Annotated in this window: 20 protein-coding genes and 1 rRNA gene; 5 read left to right on the top strand and 16 right to left on the bottom strand. The window is 62.1% G+C overall.

The window, feature by feature from the left end:
- Nucleotides 1–52 precede the first annotated feature (52 nt).
- Complete coding sequence (locus AC1DD5_RS13380; protein ID WP_442006614.1) at nucleotides 53–850, top strand: SDR family NAD(P)-dependent oxidoreductase; 798 nt, start codon at nucleotides 53–55, stop codon at nucleotides 848–850.
- Here the strand turns inward: AC1DD5_RS13380 and AC1DD5_RS13375 are convergent.
- Nucleotides 847–1,653: an AraC family transcriptional regulator gene (locus AC1DD5_RS13375; RefSeq protein ID WP_442006615.1), complete on the bottom strand. Its 807-nt coding sequence runs from the start codon at nucleotides 1,651–1,653 to the stop codon at nucleotides 847–849. The two genes, AC1DD5_RS13380 and AC1DD5_RS13375, sit on opposite strands and share 4 nt — an antisense overlap.
- A gap of 71 nt (nucleotides 1,654–1,724) precedes the next feature.
- Here AC1DD5_RS13375 and AC1DD5_RS13370 point away from each other — a divergent pair, with 71 nt between their 5' ends.
- Complete coding sequence (locus AC1DD5_RS13370) at nucleotides 1,725–2,237, top strand: VOC family protein (protein ID WP_442006616.1); 513 nt, start codon at nucleotides 1,725–1,727, stop codon at nucleotides 2,235–2,237.
- Nucleotides 2,238–2,250: 13 nt separating this feature from the next.
- On the opposite strand, the gene AC1DD5_RS13365 is transcribed toward AC1DD5_RS13370, so the two are convergent.
- From AC1DD5_RS13365 to lysS, 14 genes are all read right to left on the bottom strand, one after another.
- On the bottom strand, nucleotides 2,251–2,610 hold the full coding sequence (locus AC1DD5_RS13365; protein ID WP_442016205.1) for a VOC family protein: 360 nt from the start codon (nucleotides 2,608–2,610) through the stop codon (nucleotides 2,251–2,253).
- A 5-nt stretch (nucleotides 2,611–2,615) separates the two neighbouring features.
- Nucleotides 2,616–2,876, bottom strand: a complete 261-nt coding sequence (locus tag AC1DD5_RS13360) for a DUF4235 domain-containing protein (RefSeq protein WP_223947533.1) — start codon at nucleotides 2,874–2,876, stop codon at nucleotides 2,616–2,618.
- Between the two features lie 93 nt (nucleotides 2,877–2,969).
- Complete coding sequence (locus tag AC1DD5_RS13355; protein ID WP_442006618.1) at nucleotides 2,970–3,146, bottom strand: CsbD family protein; 177 nt, start codon at nucleotides 3,144–3,146, stop codon at nucleotides 2,970–2,972.
- 99 nt (nucleotides 3,147–3,245) lie between these two features.
- Entirely contained in the window at nucleotides 3,246–3,926 is a 681-nt protein-coding gene (dhaM, locus tag AC1DD5_RS13350) for a dihydroxyacetone kinase phosphoryl donor subunit DhaM (RefSeq protein ID WP_442006619.1), read from the bottom strand.
- Nucleotides 3,923–4,585: a dihydroxyacetone kinase subunit DhaL gene (dhaL, locus tag AC1DD5_RS13345; protein WP_442006620.1), complete on the bottom strand. Its 663-nt coding sequence runs from the start codon at nucleotides 4,583–4,585 to the stop codon at nucleotides 3,923–3,925. Before dhaL ends, dhaM begins: the two co-directional genes overlap by 4 nt.
- A gap of 2 nt (nucleotides 4,586–4,587) precedes the next feature.
- Nucleotides 4,588–5,589: a dihydroxyacetone kinase subunit DhaK gene (dhaK, locus tag AC1DD5_RS13340; protein ID WP_442006621.1), complete on the bottom strand. Its 1,002-nt coding sequence runs from the start codon at nucleotides 5,587–5,589 to the stop codon at nucleotides 4,588–4,590.
- A 148-nt stretch (nucleotides 5,590–5,737) separates the two neighbouring features.
- Nucleotides 5,738–5,944: a hypothetical protein gene (locus tag AC1DD5_RS13335; protein WP_442006622.1), complete on the bottom strand. Its 207-nt coding sequence runs from the start codon at nucleotides 5,942–5,944 to the stop codon at nucleotides 5,738–5,740.
- Between the two features lie 10 nt (nucleotides 5,945–5,954).
- Complete coding sequence (locus AC1DD5_RS13330; RefSeq protein WP_477521739.1) at nucleotides 5,955–7,430, bottom strand: FAD-binding oxidoreductase; 1,476 nt, start codon at nucleotides 7,428–7,430, stop codon at nucleotides 5,955–5,957.
- Nucleotides 7,431–7,579: 149 nt separating this feature from the next.
- On the bottom strand, nucleotides 7,580–8,089 hold the full coding sequence (locus tag AC1DD5_RS13325; RefSeq protein ID WP_442006624.1) for an amino-acid N-acetyltransferase: 510 nt from the start codon (nucleotides 8,087–8,089) through the stop codon (nucleotides 7,580–7,582).
- Between the two features lie 225 nt (nucleotides 8,090–8,314).
- Complete coding sequence (locus tag AC1DD5_RS13320) at nucleotides 8,315–10,423, bottom strand: S9 family peptidase (protein WP_477521738.1); 2,109 nt, start codon at nucleotides 10,421–10,423, stop codon at nucleotides 8,315–8,317.
- Between the two features lie 248 nt (nucleotides 10,424–10,671).
- Nucleotides 10,672–13,164: an ATP-dependent Clp protease ATP-binding subunit gene (locus tag AC1DD5_RS13315; RefSeq protein ID WP_442006626.1), complete on the bottom strand. Its 2,493-nt coding sequence runs from the start codon at nucleotides 13,162–13,164 to the stop codon at nucleotides 10,672–10,674.
- Between the two features lie 436 nt (nucleotides 13,165–13,600).
- A complete protein-coding gene (locus AC1DD5_RS13310; RefSeq protein WP_223947524.1) occupies nucleotides 13,601–13,927 on the bottom strand; it encodes a histone-like nucleoid-structuring protein Lsr2 in 327 nt (108 codons plus the stop codon).
- A 129-nt stretch (nucleotides 13,928–14,056) separates the two neighbouring features.
- On the bottom strand, nucleotides 14,057–14,230 hold the full coding sequence (locus AC1DD5_RS13305) for a hypothetical protein (RefSeq protein ID WP_442006627.1): 174 nt from the start codon (nucleotides 14,228–14,230) through the stop codon (nucleotides 14,057–14,059).
- Between the two features lie 2 nt (nucleotides 14,231–14,232).
- Nucleotides 14,233–15,762 carry a lysine--tRNA ligase gene (lysS, locus tag AC1DD5_RS13300; protein ID WP_477521737.1) on the bottom strand — a complete coding sequence of 510 codons (1,530 nt, stop codon included), beginning with the start codon at nucleotides 15,760–15,762 and terminating at the stop codon, nucleotides 14,233–14,235.
- Between the two features lie 56 nt (nucleotides 15,763–15,818).
- Here lysS and AC1DD5_RS13295 point away from each other — a divergent pair, with 56 nt between their 5' ends.
- The 3 genes from AC1DD5_RS13295 to AC1DD5_RS13285 all read left to right on the top strand — a co-directional run bounded on the left by AC1DD5_RS13295 (nucleotide 15,819) and on the right by AC1DD5_RS13285 (nucleotide 18,468).
- Nucleotides 15,819–16,721 (top strand): alpha/beta fold hydrolase, encoded by a 903-nt coding sequence (locus AC1DD5_RS13295; protein WP_477521736.1) that lies wholly within the window; start codon nucleotides 15,819–15,821, stop codon nucleotides 16,719–16,721.
- The gene (locus AC1DD5_RS13290; RefSeq protein WP_477521735.1) at nucleotides 16,718–17,572 is read left to right on the top strand and encodes an alpha/beta fold hydrolase; all 855 of its coding nucleotides are present in this window, start codon (nucleotides 16,718–16,720) and stop codon (nucleotides 17,570–17,572) included. The genes AC1DD5_RS13295 and AC1DD5_RS13290 overlap by 4 nt, the downstream gene beginning before the upstream one ends.
- A gap of 62 nt (nucleotides 17,573–17,634) precedes the next feature.
- Nucleotides 17,635–18,468: an alpha/beta fold hydrolase gene (locus AC1DD5_RS13285; protein ID WP_431117459.1), complete on the top strand. Its 834-nt coding sequence runs from the start codon at nucleotides 17,635–17,637 to the stop codon at nucleotides 18,466–18,468.
- Between the two features lie 106 nt (nucleotides 18,469–18,574).
- Here AC1DD5_RS13285 and rrf read toward each other — a convergent pair.
- Nucleotides 18,575–18,662: ribosomal RNA gene (rrf, locus tag AC1DD5_RS13280) — 5S ribosomal RNA — on the bottom strand; the annotation flags it as partial.

The raw sequence follows: 18,662 nt of genomic DNA, 5'->3' as shown, positions 1-18,662 counted from the left end.
AAAATAATAAGTAGCCTGACAGTTATAGACTTTCTCCGGAACGAGATGACCGATGAGCTCCAATGAGAGGCAGCTGGCCCTTGTCACAGGTGCATCCACCGGCATTGGCTACGAGCTTGCGCGGCAGTTCCTCAGCAATGGATTCGACACGATCATCGTCGCGGAAAATGACGGGATCCATGAAGCAGCCCAACGCCTGGGAAACCTCGGCGGTGCCGTAATAGTGGAACAAATCGATCTCGCCGACAGGCAAGGTGTGGAGCAATTGCGCACGGCAGTTGCAGCCCTCGGAAGGCCACTTGACGCGGTGGCCCTCAATGCGGGGATCGGCGTAGGAGGGCCCTTTGCGGAGACGGACCTTGACCAGGAAATCAGGATCATCGATCTGAGCGTGACCTCAACAGTCGCCCTCGCCAAATGGGTGGTGGCGGACATGGTGGGGCGCGGTCAAGGAAGAATACTGTTCACCTCCTCAGTCATTGCCCGGGGGCCAGCACCGTTTCAGGCCGTCTACGGCGCATCAAAGGCGTTCGTGCAGTCCTTTGGACAAGCGCTGAGGAATGAACTGCGGGACGCAGGGGTCACTGTCACCACCCTGCTCCCGGGCCCCACGGAGACGGCGTTCTTTGAACGGGCAAAGCTGATGGACACGAAGGTAGGGACGGCGGAGAAGGACGATCCGGCGCAGGTTGCCGAGCAGGGCTTCAAAGCAATGATGAAAGGCGAGGGAAATGTGCTGGGCGGCTCCCTGAAATCCCGCATAATGGGGCTCGGCAGCAACGTCGTGCCGGATGCCGCGGGAGCGCAGTTCAACCGGCACTTAAGCGAGCCGGGATCGGCCGACAGCTAACTGCCAACAGCACGCCGGTATGTGCTCGGCGTGAACCCCAGGTACTTCTGGAAGTCGTTCGTGAGGTGTGCGTGATCTGCATAGCCTAGCTCGGCAGCGATGTCCGCAAGATCACAGGAGGGATCCAAACGAGCCCTCTCGGCGGCGTCCTGCAGGCGACGGCGACGGATCAGCACTGACGGGGTGAGGCCTATGTATTTCGTCGCAATTCGCTGGAGCGTCCGCCCCGAGACAGCAAGGCGCGCCGCTACGTCCTCAATCCGGACCACCTCCGGATCGGAGGCAATAGTGTCCATCATCCGGTTTGCCAGCAGGGCATCTTCGGAAGGTACGTAGTCCAAAGAATCCAGCCACGACGCAAAGGCGTCCACTGCCCGCTCACGGCGGGAGCCGCCGTCGGGCGCGTGCATGGCCTGCGCAGCAGCATTCATGGCCCGTGCGACAGAACCGTGGAGGTCCTCCAAAGGCAACACCACCTCGGCATCGCGCAAGCTGCCCGGATCGTCGGTGAACACCGGGACGGCCGCCGGGCGCAACAGCGCTCCCACTGCCCAGCCACGGCCGTTCAAGTCGCGATACGCGGCCCGGGTTGTGGGACCCGCGAAGACCACGTCATCCAACTGCACAACGAGGTTGGACGCGGGGTAGGCGATCAAGTGCTGGCGGGAAGTGCGGCCTGGCTCAACGTCCCATTCGGGAATCCAGAACCATTGGACAAGATGCGCGACCGACTCCGGTGCCGCTAAACGGTTGAACGTGGGAAGCCGCGCCGGGTACAGAATGCCCTTGAACGAACTATCCACGTGCCACCTCCCACAAAGTCTGTCGCAAATTTCCAAGCGCCGCAGCCAGCCCTGCCCGTAGCGTCGTGGACATGACAGATAGTACAAGCACAGAGTCAACCACGGCCGCCCACGGCAAGTACACCACCCACGGCGTCCCCAACGGCCTGACCAGCCTGACACCCTTCCTCGCCATACCCGATGCCAAAAATGCGATCGCGTTCTACCGGGACGTTTTCGGGGCACGGGTTGTTGGCACCACCGAGATGGGCGGAGTTGTGGTCCATGCCGAACTCGACCTCGGGAACGGCCACCTGCAGCTCGGCGAGCCCAACCCGGAATACCATCTGGTCCCGGCGCCCGGCGGCGATGACGACTGCTACTCCCTGGGCTTCTATTGCCCGGACGCTGACGCGCTTGTCCAACGAGCGGAACAAGCGGGCGCCATCATCCGTGAACCACTCACCACGTTCGTTTCAGGGGATCGATACGCCAGCATCCGCGATCCCTTCGGCGTCCGCTGGTCCATCATGACGCGCGTGGAAGATCTCTCCGAAGAGGAAAGCAACCGGCGCGTTGAGGAGTGGGCGGCAGATCAGGGTTAAGAAAGGCGCCGTATCAGGAAAGGCACAGGCAGAACGGGTGGCCAGCCGGATCAAGGAACACCCTGAAGGTGGTCCCCGGCTGGTGCTCAGCCTTGCGTGCCCCCAGCGAAAGGGCCACTTCCTCGCCCTTGTCCAGGTCCTCGACCATCAGGTCAAGGTGCATTTGCTGAGGAACTGTTTGCCCCGGCCATTCAGGCGCGTGATACGACTCGACCTGTTGGAAAGCAATGCAGTTGTTCCCATCGCCGGGGCGGATCTCGAACCAATCGGTTTCGCCCTTCACGTCCCAGCCCAGCAGTTCGCCATAAAAGGCGGCAAGGGCGGGCGCATCCGGACAATCAATAACAACACTCGGGTATCGGGCTATTGCCATTTTTGCTAAACCTCGTCTGCCGTTTTCTTCATTCGGGCCAGTGCACTCTTAGTGCCCCTTTGGGTAAGAACGTGGACCACTGCGCCAACACCCGCAGAAACCACAGCGAACACGAGCACTCCCGGCAAGGAATCGTTCAGATCAGTTCCGTCCTTGGGGGCAGGTTTTCCTGTCTTTTTCTCCCAAAGTCCTTCAAGCGTCTTGTTTGCCAGCACGCCAGCTCCAAGGCTGACTGCCAGGCCGAACAATTTCACCAGCAAATTCACGAAAGAATCCTCCATCTGATCGTGCGGGGTAAGCCCTGTCAAACACAAAAGGAAGGCGGGGCCGCTGCAACCGCAACGGCCCCGCCCGAATTCCTAGTCGTTCTTGAAAGCGTCCTTTACCTTTTCGCCAGCACCCTTGAGGTCGGCTTTTGTCTGCTCGCCTTTGCCTTCGGCTTCAAGGCGCTCGTTGTCGGTAAGCTTTCCGGCAGCTTCCTTAGCCTTGCCTGCGATCTTCTCGCCAGCGTTCTCCATCTTGTCGTCAGCACCCATGTCGCACCTCTTCCTTGTAGTGAACCTGTACCTCTACAACATCACTAATCAGTGTACTTAGCAATATTTGGGGTGGCGCTGCTTGTCGAAGCCGCCTGTTTAAAGCTCCCCGAACCCCTCGCCCACCAACCGCCCGACATATTGAACGGCCCTTGCGGCGTCCTTGCCACGGGCCTCCACGCGCAGGGTTGCGCCCTGCCCGGCGGCGAGCGTCATGAGCGCCATCATGGACGTCCCGTCGACGTCGTTGATTGTCACCTCAGCGTCAAGGCCTGAGAGTCCACCGGCTATCTTGGCTGCAGGCCGCGCGTGGATGCCCATGGGATTAATGAGCTCGAAATCGCCGGCAGCGTCCGGCCCGTCAGCAGCGACTGGCGCCTGAGTATGGGCCGAAGCCAGGAATCCAACCGCTTCGGCAGCCTTACGCACCTCCTCGACGCCAGCCCCGCCCTGGGCGGCAACGGCCGCGGCCACGAGCCCTTCAACCAAAGGCGCATCGGCAAGCAGTATGGCGTCAGGATCACTGGCGAATTCGATCGCAGACTCAGCTGTCATTACTGCCGAGCCCAGATCCGTCAGCACCACCACGCCATCGCCTCCCGCATCAATCAGCGACTGCTCGACGGCGGCCAACACCTTCTCGAGGCTGGTGCCAATCCGTGCGTCGTCAGTGCCCCCGGCGGCGACGAGTTCGACGTCGGGCGCCATCTGTGCGGCGAGTTCCACTGCACCTTCAGCGATCTTGCTGCTGTGCGAGACAACCACGATCCCAACTGTCATACGGCGTCGGTTCCCGTGTTTCCTGCGGAGCCGGCCGCTGCTGCTGCCGCGGCGCGCAAGAGCAGTGCCGTGGAGGCCGCTCCTGGATCGCGATGCCCTGCGCTTCGCTCCCCGAGATAACTCGCGCGGCCCTTCCGAGCCACCAGCGGATCGGTGGCCACAGCCCCCACTTCGGCCGCCTCGGCAGCAGCTTGCAGGACGGCGAGCACATCGCCGCCGTCGGACGCCGCGTTCTGCGCTGCCTCAACTGCCGGAGACCACGCGTCGATCATGGTCTTGTCGCCGGTCTCGGCTTTGCCGCGCGCCACCACGCCGTCGCGGGCAGCGGCGAGCGCGGAAGCCAGCGCCTCTGCATCAATGTCGGTGGAATCACCGAGGGAAGTGGCCGCCCGAAGATATGCGGTGCCGTAAAGGGGCCCGGCAGCTCCGCCCACCTTGGACATCAGCGCCATCGCAGCCGCTTTAAGGGCAGCTCCCGCAGTTTCCGGCGGCGTCTCGTCCAGCTTCTGCAGGACCGCCTGGAATCCTCTGTCCATGTTCTCGCCGTGGTCCGAATCGCCAATTGGCCGGTCCAGCTCGATCAGTTCCCTTCGATGTTCTGCCATGGCCTTCGCGGAGAGCTTCAGCCAGTCCAGTGCCCATTCAACGCCCAGCCCCATGCTCACGCTCCCCAACGCAGGGCAGCCGTATGAACCGGGGCATCCCACAAACTCGTCAATTCGTCGTCGAGGCGTAGCACGGACACCGAGCAACCTTGCATTTCGAGGGACGTCACGTAATTCCCTACCAGCGAGCGCTCCACTGTTGCGCCGCGCTCTGCGAGTACCTGGGCGGCCCGGCGATAGACGATGTAGAGCTCACTCTGCGGCGTGCCGCCCATGCCGTTCACGAACAGCAGCACCCTGTCGCCGGAGGAGAGGGAGAGATCCTCAAGCACGGGCTCCAATAGACGGTCGGTGATCGCGTCGGCGCTTTCCATGGCGATCCTGTGCCGTCCAGGTTCGCCATGGATGCCGATGCCGATCTCGATTTCGTCCTCGGCAAGCTCGAAGCTCGGCGTACCTGCGTGCGGAACTGTGCAGCCGGAGAGGGCGACCCCCATGGTCCGAACGTTGGCAGCGACCCGCTCCGCGATGGCGGCAACGGCTTCAAGATCGTCCCCACGCTCGGCGGCAGCACCCGCTATCTTCTCTACGAGGACCGTCCCACCCACTCCACGGCGGCCCGCCGTGTACAAGGAGTCCTCCACGGCGACGTCGTCGTTGACCAACACCGAACGTACGTGGACGCCTTCGGCCTGTGCCATCTCCGCCGCAGTCTCAAAGTTCAGGACGTCGCCTGTGTAGTTCTTGACGATATGCACGACGCCGGCACCTGAGTCGACAGCGACGGTCGCCGGTATGATCTGGTCTGGCGTGGGCGAGGTGAAGACGGCGCCGGGGACAGCGGCGTCGAGCATTCCGAGGCCTACGAAACCAGCGTGCAGCGGTTCGTGGCCGCTACCCCCGCCGGATACCAGGGCAACCTTGCCCGCAACAGGTGCGCCTTTCCGGACGACGTATTTGGGGTCGGGATGGACGTCCACGATGTCGGCATGGGCCATGCCGAAGCCTTCGACGGACTCGTCCACCACTGCGCGGGGATCATTGATGAGCTTTTTCATTGGATGCTCCTGGGCGTGCTGTGGCTGGTGCTCTGACCCTACTACCGGGCCCCGGGCACATGGTAGGCCTCCTCGCATGCAGAAGCCGCGAGCGCCCATTAAGGGCCGTAGGGACAGCACCGGAGAGCTGTCCCTACCGCTGTGACGCTTAATCCTGATGATGCCCAGGCTCCGCGGCGGTGCGTGCAGGAGTGGAGGCCGCTTCAGTCCGCGAATGGAAGTCGAGCCAAAATGCGGAGTACAGGTCCGGGTTGGCGTGGGCCGTCCCCGGCCAGAAGGATTCGTTCGGCCAGGAACCGTGGGGGATGTCTATCTGGAAAGCTGAAAAGTCCGGAAACGTGACGCGATCTTGCATGGTCCGACCCTTAACCGTTCAGCACGGCGTCGCCGCCGGCAGTGACCACGTCTTCGAGCAGCACGGTCTGATTCATAACAACCGGCTGTTCCGTGGTGGGAAGTCCCACTACGTGCCCGAAGCTGAACATGTTCTTCGGATCCAACTCCGCCTTGGCCTTCTTAAGACGTTCACGCGCACTGGGGCCCCAGGGCCGCTCCCTGTCCTCGGCATCCACAAAGTGCCCATGGAGGTTCACAAATGTGCCGGGATTGGCAGCGGGACGAAGGTCTGTATGGACGGCATCGAAAACTGCGGGCAGCATCTCAACAACAGGAGGCGCGGCAATGGCAACCATGTAGAAGCTGAACGCCGCGTCACGGCCGCCCACACTGTCCTCGCCCTCCGCGCTCTTGGCGAGGGCGCCGCCCAGCAGCCGGAGTTCGGCCAGCAACACCGGGCTCTCAACGCCCGGACCGAAGTGCCGGAGGATTGCCTCCGCTGCGTCCTCGTCCAAACGGTCAAGCAGGAAGCCACGCTCGCGAACGGGGACTGGCTGGTCCGGATCCTGGTGGATCGTGTCGAATTGGCTTGCTTCCAAGGGGCCGGTGGCGTCCATCATGAACGGGGCGCTTCGGCGCATGGGCTCCAGCAGGTCCGATGCTGCAGCCAGGTCCCCTTGGTAGGCGTAGCGGAGGTGGATCACAAACTTTCCCCGCAACGGCTCCGGAATCATCTCCATCTGCGGAAGGCGCAAAAACGCCAACGACGCCGACGCCTCCGCGGGTAGCGATGGCACCCATTCCCTAAACGCCGCCAGGACTTCCGGGGCGTGTCCGCCGTCGAAGTACACGCCACCTGCGTAGAGATCGGCGGCTGGGAAAAGGTGGAATTCCATGGCGGTCACAATGCCGAGATTGCCCTTGCCGCCTCGCAGGAGGAAGAACAGCTCAGGGTTCTCGTCCCTGGTGACCCTTTGCTGGGTGCCGTCTGCTGTGACCAGCTCGAAAGCGATGACATGATCCGAGGCGAAGCCGTACTTACGTCCCAGGATGGGCAGGCCCCCGCCCAGCGTGTAACCCACCACGCCGACGTCACTGGTGGAACCACAGAGACCCATCAAACCGAAGGTTGCAGCAAGCTCAACCACAGCCTTCCATCGAACACCGGCCCCCACCCTGGCAGTCTTCTCAAGGGGGTCGATGCTGAGTTCCAGCATGCGGCGGGTACTGATAAGCATCCCGCCTTCTATCGCGTTTGTTGCACCATGTCCCGTGGACTGGACGGCTACGGGCATTCCCCGTTCCGCCGCCCATCTGACAGCCGCCGAAACGTCCTCTGCGTCGAGGGCGCCGAAGGCAAGATCCGGCTGGTGTTGAGTAGAGAGGTTGAAGGCCGATATCTCGGCTGCGAAACCGGGGTCGGCAGGCGTGAACACGGGACCGCGCACGCTGAGTTGGAGTTCTGAAACGCTTGAATTACCAGAAAACGACGCGTGGGACTGCATGATCTTCTCTCGATTGACCGAATGGCGGAAGCTCCCCAGCAAGCCTCGATCAGTTTATCCATCAACTTTAGATAAGAGAAGGGTTTTAAATCACGCATAATGCGGGCAGGGTTGGAGTCCGCCTCAGTTAGCCCTTGTTGCCGGTCTTCTTAGAGGTGCTTGATCATGCGCGTATTGCCCAAGGTATTCGGCTTTACCCGGGCCAGATCCAGGAATTCCGCCACGCCTTCGTCATGCGAGCGCAGCAGCTCGGAGTACACCTGCGGGTCCACGGCCGACTGGTCCTCCATGACCTCGAAGCCGTGACGCTTGAAAAATTCCACTTCAAACGTCAGGCAGAAAACCCGGCTCACGCCAAGCTCCTTGGCTTTTTCCAGGAGATCCTCCACCAGCACGTGCCCCACGCCCCGCCCCCGCCACGTGTCCGCAGCGGCAAGGGTGCGGATCTCGGCCAGGTCCTCCCACATAACGTGCAGGGCCCCGCAACCGATGACGTCGCCGTCTTGGGACTCGGCAATCCGGAATTCCTGGAGGCTCTCGTAGTACGCCACAGTTTCCTTGGCCATCAAAATCCGCTGCTCCGCGAGAGGGGCAACCAGCCTCTTGATCGCCGCCACATCACTAGTACGGGCAGGACGAAGGCTAAAGGTCGAATTCACTCCCCCATCCTAACGAGACAAAGAGGAGCCCGACCGCGCATGACCTACGCCGGGGCTGAGCCGGGCGGCGCTGACGGACGCCATGGTCACCATTTAGTACCGGAGGGCCGCCGCGAGGCGCTGGTCCTGGGCTATTTGCGTAGCGTGCGTCTAAGCGAGGCACGAGCGAGCACGCGGCAAATGGCGCAGGTCCAGCGCCGGACTCACGCCAGACCCAGCAACGGACTAGATCCCCAACTCCTCCGGCAGCGCCACGTCCTCGCCCAGCACCTGCTTTGCCAGGAAGTGCTCCACGACTCCGTACCAAACCTTGGCGTGCTGCGGCTGTAGTACCCAGTGATTCTCGTCAGGGAAGTAGAGGAAGCGGTGCGGGCTCTGGCCGTTGTCGTCCGCGGGCAGCTGCGATGAGGACAGTAGTTCGTACCAAAGCCGCAGGCCCTCGCCGATCGGTACGCGATAATCCTTGTCTCCGTGGATCACCAGCATGGGCGTCTTGATGTTGCGTACGTTGAGGTGGGGCGAGTTCTCCATCGCCATCTCGACCGTCATTTCCTTCAGCCAGTACTGCGCTGCGTCGGTGGTGGGGCCGAACTGGTCCAGGGCCCACAAACTGGCGTGGGTCACGATCGCCTTGAAGCGGTCAGTCTGGCCTGCCACCCAGTTTGCCATGTAGCCGCCGAAGGATCCTCCCATCGCCGCAGTCCGTGACTCGTCGATGTCCGCCCGCTCGACTACGGCGTCGGTGATAGCCATGAGGTCCGAGAAGGGCTTTTTGCCCCATTCACCCCAGCCGCGCTGGATGAACTCCTGGCCGTAACCTGTGGAGAGGGCGGGGTCGGGCAGCAGTACGGCATAGCCCTTTGCGACCAGCAGCCAGGGGTTCCAACGCCAGGTCCAGGCGTTCCATGAGCCCAGCGGTCCACCGTGGATCCACAGCAGGAGGGGCGCCGGGCGGTCCGCGGATGCACCTTCCGGGAGCGCCAGGTAAGCCGGCACGCGCGAGCCGTCCTCCGCCGTCGTTTCCACGCGTTCGAGGTGGCCCTTGTACGTTGGCCGTTCCGCGGGTGCCTGCAACCTCACCACATCTCCGGAAGCGAGGTCGATCCGCACAGCTTCAGCGGGGAACTCGTAGGAGCTCCGCAGTGCGTACGCTGTGGTCCCGTCCGGCGAAACCACGACGTCGGAATACGCCGCAGCGTCTTTCGTCACCCGTGTTACTGCTCCATCGGCAACGTCGATCCGGAAAAGCGGCGACGCGCCGTCGTCGTCCGCTTTCACCAGAATGGCATTGCCTTGCGGGAGCCACTCCAAGGCAGTAGCCCAGCGGTCCCATTGGTGTGCGAGCGGCTCCAGGTCAGTCGTTTCGCTGCCCGATACGTCCAGCAGGTGCAGCTTGATCTGCGGAGCCTGGGTGGGCGTGGTGTCACTTTCGCTCTCCACAACCAACGTGCGGTTGTCCGGGCTGACGGGCCCAGGGAAGTAGCTCATTCCCTCGCGGTCCAGAAGTACCTTCACAGCCCCAGTGGCGACGTCGACGGCGGCAAGCACCTCACGGCTGTCGGCCTTGGCGAGGGCTTTGGTGAGGCTCGTGTAGATAGTCTTGCCGTCCGGACTCACCACAGCTTTGGCTTCCCGCAGCGAACCTCCGACGCCGGGCGTCAGGTTCCTCAGCTTAAGCGGCGTTGGAGTGTCAACGGTGGTTGGTTTGCCGGCTTCCTTCTCCTCGCCCGGTTCCACTGCAAACAGGCGCGGCTCGGCAGGACCCAGGTCCGAGTCCCAATAGCGGATCGGGTAGCCACTGTGCAGGATGGCGGACACTTTGTTATCTTTGCGGGTCTTGCGGCGTTCTTCGTCGTTCTCCTCATTGCTGGAACCTGCCAGAACCTCGGCGTTGACGAAGACGGCATCCGCACTCTTTGCCGCCAGGACGGAACTGATCCCGCCGGCGCGCGAGTGCACAACCCGGGCCTCTCCCCCATCGGCAGGGAGCAGCCACAGCGCGTTCACCGGATCGGCGTCGGGATCTGCGCTCTCGGGGTCGGGGCGGGAAGACGTGAAGTAGAGATCACCGTTGGCGGCAAAGGCGGCACCGGCCTCGCCTTTGGAACTCCGCGTGATCCGTCGGGCATGGCTTTGGCCGGTGGGGTCGATCTCCCACAGTGCGGTGACGAACTCGGTGCCCTTGCCGTTCAGGGTTGAAACGGTAGTGACCAGGCGCTTGCCGTCCGGGCTGAGCGTGAGACCACTGACCCTGGGGATGGAGAGGTAGTGGTCGATGTCGTGGAAAGGAGTTTCAGGTGGCGTGCCTGGGGTTGGGGTGTCAGTGGAATCCATGCTCCGATTCAACACGCATTGTGCCGCCGATCACAGGGTGGTTCACTCAGAGTGAAACAGTACTTTCAGATATGGCGCGATACTGGCGGTACGGGCGCCATTTGCCGCTTGCTGCTCCTTCGTCGCTTTGACGCAAGCTACGCAAATGCCTCTGGCGCCGCCAGTGGGAGGTCTCTTAACGCCGAAGCCCCGCCCACTCCTTGCAGAATGGGCGGGACTTGTTGCCTCGTTAGCTGAGTCGTGCACCTTTACGCGGTCGGAGCGATCTCCGGGATCCGCGGCTTGGCGTTGCCTGCAAACGTGAACTTGGCGTCGTCGCCTTCGCCGTCCACATCCACCACCACGATGTCACCGGAGTGCAATTCGCCGAAGAGGATCTTCTCGGAGAGCTGGTCCTCGATCTCGCGCTGGATGGTGCGGCGCAGAGGCCGGGCACCCATTGCGGGATCGTAGCCACGAGTGGCCAGAAGAACCTTCGCTGCCGTGGTGAGCTCGATGCCCATGTCCTTGTCCTTGAGGCGGCGCTCCAGGCGGGTAACGAACATGTCCACGATCTCGATGATCTCGTCCTGGGTGAGCTGCGGGAACACCACAACATCGTCAACACGGTTGAGGAACTCGGGGCGGAAGTGCTGCTTGAGCTCCTCCGTGACCCGGGCACGCATCCGGTTGTAGCCAGTCTGGGTATCCGTGCCGGACTGGAAGCCCGTAGCGACGCTCTTGGAGATGTCGCGGGTACCCAAGTTGGTGGTCATGATGATCACGGTGTTCTTGAAGTCCACCACGCGGCCCTGGGAGTCGGTCAGTCGGCCATCTTCCAGGATCTGCAGGAGCGAGTTGAAGAGGTCCGCGTGGGCCTTCTCAACTTCGTCAAACAGGACCACGGAGAACGGACGCCGACGAACCTTCTCGGTGAGCTGGCCGCCTTCTTCGTAGCCAACATAGCCCGGAGGTGCACCGAAGAGCCGCGAAACCGTGTGCTTCTCGGAGTACTCGGACATGTCCAGCGTGATGAGGGCATCCTCTTCACCGAACAGGAACTCGGCAAGGGCCTTGGCGAGCTCGGTCTTGCCGACACCCGTGGGCCCAGCGAAGATGAACGAGCCACCAGGACGCTTGGGGTCCTTCAGGCCTGCACGTGTGCGGCGGATAGCCTGCGACAGGGCCCTGATGGCCTCGTCCTGGCCGACGACGCGCTTGTGCAGTTCGTCTTCCATCTTGAGGAGCCGCGAGGACTCTTCCTCGGTGAGCTTGAAGACGGGGATGCCGGTGGAGTTCGCAAGAACCTCGGCGATCAGGTCTTCGTCAACCTCGGAGATGTCATCCATACCGCCGGACTTCCAGTTGCGTTCCTTCTCAGCGCGTTCGGCAATGAGCTTCTGCTCTTTGTCGCGCAGCGAAGCAGCACCCTCAAAGTCCTGGGCGTCGATGGCGGATTCCTTCTCCATCTTGACGTCGGCAATGCGCTCGTCCATGGCCTTGAGCTCCGGCGGAGCGGTCATGCGGCGGATACGCAGCCGTGCGCCGGCTTCATCGATGAGGTCGATCGCCTTGTCCGGCAGGAAGCGGTCCGAAATGTAGCGTTCGGCCAGCTGCGCGGCTGAGGCGAGGGCGCCGTCGGTAATCGTTACGCGGTGGTGTGCCTCGTAGCGGTCCCGCAGGCCCTTCAGGATCTCGATCGCGTGAGCGACGGAAGGCTCCTTGACCTGGATCGGCTGGAAGCGGCGCTCAAGAGCAGCGTCCTTCTCAATGTGCTTGCGGTACTCATCCAGCGTGGTGGCACCAATGGTCTGGAGTTCACCACGGGCAAGCATCGGCTTCAGGATGGATGCAGCATCGATCGCGCCCTCAGCAGCACCTGCACCAACGAGGGTGTGGATCTCGTCAATGAAGAGGATGATGTCGCCGCGTGTGCGGATCTCCTTGAGGACCTTCTTCAGGCGCTCTTCGAAGTCGCCACGGTAACGCGAGCCGGCAACCAGCGAACCAAGGTCCAGCGTGTACAGCTGCTTGTCCTTGATGGTTTCCGGGACGTCGCCGCGGACAATCGCCTGGGCGAGGCCTTCGACGACGGCAGTCTTACCGACGCCGGGCTCACCGATGAGCACTGGGTTGTTCTTGGTACGGCGGGAGAGGACCTGCATGACGCGTTCCATCTCCTGCTCGCGGCCGATCACGGGATCGAGCTTGTTCTCGCGGGCAGCCTGGGTGAGGTTGCGTCCGAACTGGTCCAGCACCACCGAACCTGCCGGGGTTCCCTCCGGCTGGCCCTGGCTGGAACCCGAACCGGCGGTTTCCTTGCCCTGGTAGCCGGAAAGCAGCTGGATGACCTGCTGACGGACCCGGTTAAGGTCCGCACCAAGCTTGACCAGCACCTGGGCCGCAACGCCTTCGCCCTCGCGGATGAGGCCGAGCAGGATGTGCTCGGTTCCGATGTAATTGTGGCCGAGCTGCAGTGCTTCGCGGAGCGAAAGCTCAAGCACCTTCTTGGCGCGCGGGGTGAAGGGGATGTGCCCGGATGGAGCCTGCTGGCCCTGGCCGATGATCTCCTGCACCTGTTCGCGGACGCCATCGAGCGAAATGCTCAGGGATTCAAGCGCCTTGGCGGCAACGCCTTCACCCTCGTGGATCAGACCCAAGAGGATGTGCTCGGTACCAATGTAATTGTGATTGAGCATCCGTGCCTCTTCTTGGGCAAGGACAACCACGCGACGGGCACGGTCCGTAAATCTCTCAAACATTTCGCCACACTCCTAGCTACGACGTACTTTGATGCTACGTGCCGGAGCCCGACTTTTGGAGCGTGTTCGCCACAGGGGAAACATGACGCCCGGCGGAATAAACCTGGCACCCCCCTCGCAGCCGGGATGCCCGCCCGCGGAACGCCTGTCGCATACCCGTGCCGGCCTCGTGAAGGACGTGGTCACGCCTCCTGAAGGACGTGGTCAGCCGTCCAGGGCAGCGGCAGGACTCGAGCCGCTCGGCTTGGCCAGTCGTTTTGACCACACGCTTTGACCAGTCCAAAAGGGCGGGATAATCCCCACTCCAGGCGCCGGAAGGATTCACGGAATATTCCAAGACCTGGTTCAGGCACCCCTGGGAAGGCTTGGCAACAAACTACGGGCTTAAAAACCTAATGCCCCGGCAGAAGCTGCCGGGGCATTGAAGGCGGGTGAATCAGGAATTGGCCTTCTGGTACGCTTCCTGAATTTCAGCCTGAATACGTCCGCGACTGTTTACGGTGTAACCGTTGTCACGGGCCCATTGACGGATCTGTGCCGAATCCTGGTTTCGAGTGGCAGTCGCACGGCCACGTGTTGCACGGCCCGAAGAGGTCTTCCTGGCCTTGGCTACGTAGGGCTCCAGTGCTTTGCGCAAAGATTCTGCGTTAGCGGTGGACAAGTCCATCTCGTAGCTAACGCCGTCCAGCCCGAAACGGACAGTTTCGTCCGCTGACCCTTCATCCAGGTCATCGACGAGGATGATTTTAACTTTCTGTGCCATGAGTAGCCTCTCTTTTGGAGGGTTGGATAATCAGAAATTTGAGGGTTCCTATTCCTGATTATCGTTCACGCCAAGCACACACGTCAAAGGCGCATTTGGGTTTCCAGCTAAGGACACCCAATTTGCAGCCTATTTAGCTGCCGGGCCTTCACTCTCAGGGCCGGAATTGCGCAAATTGGCCTCTGCTTGGGCGCGGGCTTCTGCTTGCCGCTCGGATTTGTCCGCATTGAAGATGGACTTCATGGCAAACCAGAAGATCAAACCAACAACGACCGATGGCGCCAGGACTGCGATGTATTCCATGATCAGTGTCCTTCGGGCTTCAGCAAGGGGAACAGAATGGTTTCGCGGATACCTGCGCCGGTGAACAACATGACAAGGCGATCGATGCCGAGCCCGATACCACCCATGGGCGGGGCACCGTATTCAAGGGCGCGAAGGAAGTCTTCGTCGAGTTGCATGGCCTCAACATCGCCAGCCGCAGAACGGCGTGACTGCTCCGTGAGCCGTTCGCGCTGAATAACGGGGTCAATGAGTTCGGAGAAGGCTGTGCCGCGCTCCATGCCCCCGATAATCAGGTCCCATGCCTCGATGAGCCGGCCGTCTTCGCGATGCGGACGGGCAAGCGGTTGAGCAGACGGCGGGTAGTTGTAGACGAAAGTCGGGTTCAGCAGTGTGGGTTCCACAATCTCGCCAAAGAGCTCAACCACGATCTTCTCCGCGTCCCACTTCGGGTCCACCTTGACCTCGTGCTTGGCAGCAATGGCCAGCAGTTCCTCCACGGTGGTCTCGGGAGTGACTTCAACGCCAACCGCTTCAGAAAGACCCGGGTACACCGCAACCCAAGCCCATTCGCCGTCGAGGTTGATCTCGCCGGCGTCGGTCTGGATGGTACGGGTGCCAACCACGTCCGCCACGTTGAGGATGATTTCCTTCATCCGCTCGGCCATGACGAACTGGTCAGCCCAGGCTTCATAGCACTCAAGGGTGGTGAATTCGGGGCTGTGCGTGGAGTCGACGCCTTCGTTCCGGAACACCCGGCCCATGTCGTAGACGCGATCGATGCCACCCACTACCGCGCGCTTCAGGAAGAGTTCCGTGGCGATGCGCAGGGTCATCTTCTGATCGAACGCGTTCATGTGCGTCTCGAACGGACGGGCCGTAGCACCACCATGGACCAGCTGCAGGATGGGGGTCTCCACCTCGACGTAGCCGTGGCGGTCAAGGGTGTCGCGGACAGACCTAGTGATGGCAGCACGCTTATAGACCATCTCGCGGGCTTCATCGCGGACCATGAGATCCACGTAGCGCTGGCGAACACGGGTTTCTTCGTTGAGTTCCGCGTGCAGCACCGGGAGCGGGCGCAGGGCCTTGGAGGCCATGGACCAGGAATCGGCCATGACGGAGAGCTCACCGCGGCGGGAGGAAATGACCTCACCCTTGATGAAAACATGGTCCCCAAGGTCAACCAGGGCTTTCCAATCGGCCAGCGCTTCCTCGCCCACATTGGCCAGGCTCAGCATTGCCTGGAGACGAACGCCCTTGCCGTCAACGCCACCTTCCTGGAGGGTAGCGAAGCAGAGCTTGCCAGTGTTGCGCACGAACACGACGCGGCCGGTGACGCCTACGATGTCACCGGTGGTCTCGTCGGCTTCCAGGTGCGCATACTTTTCGCGGATCTCGCTCAAGGAATGCGTCCGCTCAACGCCCACGGGATAGGCCTCTGTGCCACGTTCGATCAGCTTGGCGCGCTTGTCCATGCGGATACGCATCTGCTCGCTGGCATCGATGGGCTCTGCGGAGGTGTTCAGGGCTGGGGTGTTTGCGGAAGTCACAGTCCTTAAGTTTACCGGTGATTACGGGCCTCTGATTCCGGACATAGACTCGGGCTGTGGAGACGTGGACAGTTGAAACGGACGACGGCGGCGGGCAGCTTGAGGTGCACACGTTCCGGCCGGCGTCGAAAGCCTCGATTCCCGGTTCGCGCGCACCTGCGGAACCGTCCGGCGTCGTCGTGGTCCATGGCACTTTGGTGACCGATTCCCTTTACTGGCCCTTTGCGCGGACCTTGAGCCTCATGCTCGGGCGGCCGGTTCATTGCTACAACCGGCGCGGCCGGGGCCACTCAGCGCCGCAACCGCCCGGATACTCCGCTGACACCGAGATCGCCGACCTTCAGGCGGTGATGCGGAAGACCGATTCACCGGACGTCGTGGCGCACAGTTATGGCGGTTTCGTGGCGCTCCAGGCGGCGCGCAGCACCAGGATCAACCGCTTGGTCACCTACGACGCCGCTGTCTCGCTATCAGGAAATCTCCATGGTCGGTGGCGTCCGGAATTGGAAGCCGCAATTACGGCAGGCCAACTGGACCACGCATGGGCCCATCTGGTGCAGGGTCTGAGAACTGCCGGTCCCATCTCCTACCTGCCGATGGGCGCCTTGCGGATGCTTAGCATCCTCTCTGCACAGACGCGGCTGGGTTCGGAGATGCGCTCCCTGTTGCCCACCGCCGTCGCCGAAATGCGCGCGGTCCTCGATGCCGACGCGCATCTTCACGATTTCACCTCGCTCGTGACTCCGACACTCATGCTTAGCGGCGGCTGGAGTCCGTCCTACTTCGCCGAAACCGGACGCACCCTTGCTGGAGCGGTTCCAGTCATCGACTTCGCTATTGTGCCGTTGCAGTTCCACGAAGGTCCTCTTCGGCCAGGCAGGCGGCTTGCAGCCCGAATCGCCCGCTTCCTTTCAGGAGGCACAGCCCCAATGCCAGCGCGCCCTAGGATAAAGCGGTGAGGGAACGCACCATCAAAACGCACGACGGCGGCAAACTCGCGTTATACAGCTACGGCGCGGAAGACGCACCCGGGGAGCGCCGCGTGGTTCTGATCGGCGGCGCATTCCTCACGGCCCTGATCTATCGTCCCTTCTCCATCGCCCTCGCGAAGGGCCTCGGAGATGGGTGGGCCGTGGACGTCTACGATCGCAGGGGCCGCGGCGGCTCCAGCGATCAACCACACAACTACTCCATGGTCACGGAAATTGCGGATGTGCGCACCATCATGGATGCCACCGCTGCCAGGAACATCCTCGGCCACAGCCTGGGCGGGTCGGTGGCCCTCAACGCTGCGCAGGCATTTGCCGGCACAAGACACCAACCGGACAGGCTCGCCGTTTACGACGCCGCAGTTAATATCGACGGGAGCATGGACACGGATTGGATGGCGGGCTTCGAGGACTCCGTGAACAAGGGCAACATCAACCTAGCGCTTGCCCGCATGAAGCGTGGAATGCATCCCGGAACTGCCCTGGCCCGCGTCCCTGAACCCATACTGGTGGGTCTCATGGCTGTAGTCTCGCGAACCAAGGTCAACACAATGTTCCGTGAACTCATGCCATCCGGCGTCGGAGAACTCAAGGCTGCGTTCGAAGCCACGGAAACTCCGCGCGACTTCTCCGTCCTACCTCCCGGCACCCATTTCATGGTGGGCAAGAAGAGTCCCCAATACTACAAAGTGACGGCCGCGCGTTTGCACGCGGCCGTTCCAGGAAGCACCCTTGAAGTATCGCCAAAGGGCTTCCACGGTTCCGTTCCAGCCGCCGTGAAGGAACTAGTCATGGACATTTCGGACTACTTCAAAAGCTGATTGTTATCCACATAACGTCCTGCATGCTGCCTGCGTTCAGGTGGCTCGGTTAGGCTCAAGACATGACGCGCGAGATCATCACCACAACGGACGGCGGACACCTCGAAGTACTCACCACAGGCGGTGACCTGGCGGCGGCAGGCTCGGGTATTGTGGTCGTGCCCGCCTCAATGGTGACGGCCTCTGACTACACACGTTTCGCGCAGAAGCTGAGCGAGTCCCTCGGGCGGCCCGTACATACGTTTAACCGCCGCGGTCGTGGTGAATCATCCCCCCAGCCCGAGGACTACACCCTCGAAGCCGACATCCGGGATCTCGACGCGGTCATGAAGCACACATCCAGCACAGACGTTTTCGGGCACAGCTTCGGCGGTGCGGTTGCGCTGCATGCGGCGCGAACCTTACCCGTGGAGCGACTCGCCGTTTACGATCCCGCCGTGTCCGTCAACCACAGCGTCAAAGCCGACTGGACGCCGGAATATGAACGCGCGACGGCGGCAGGAGACTACGATCGCGGACTCGCCGTTCTCATCAAGGGAGTAGAGACAGGAGGCGCCTTCGCGCGCATGCCCCTGTCCATGTTGACGCTCGCCACGAAGCTGACGGCCGGAACACCCATGGGTAAGCAGATGCGGGAACTGATGACGTGCGGAGTCCGGGAAATCAAGGCAGTCATCGCTGCCGACATGCCCGCCGAGCCGTTCCTTGAACTGCCCTTGGAAACACTGATCGTGGTGGGCGAGAAAAGCCCCGCATACTTCGGTGTAGCGTGCGGCCAGATCCACGACGTCCTGTCCGGCTCCAGCTACACCATCCTCCCCGGGTTCGGGCACGACGGCCCAAACAAGGCGCCCGACAAGCTCATCGCAGAGTTGTCTGAGTTCTTCTCGGGCTAGGGGAGTTCGCCTCAGGGGTGGGCTTTCCCACCTTGCCGTGTCTGGTTTGTTGGTTAAATGGGGGAAGCCCCGACCGTCGTGGTCGGGGCTTTCCCTGTTAATGATTGTCCGGCGGTGTCCTACTCTCCCACACCCTCCCGGGTGCAGTACCATCGGCGCTGTGGGTCTTAGCTTCCGGGTTCGGAATGGGACCG

The sequence above is a fragment of the Paenarthrobacter sp. 10L420 genome, assembly GCF_056395385.1.
This window is presented reverse-complemented; position numbering and strand designations above follow the sequence as displayed.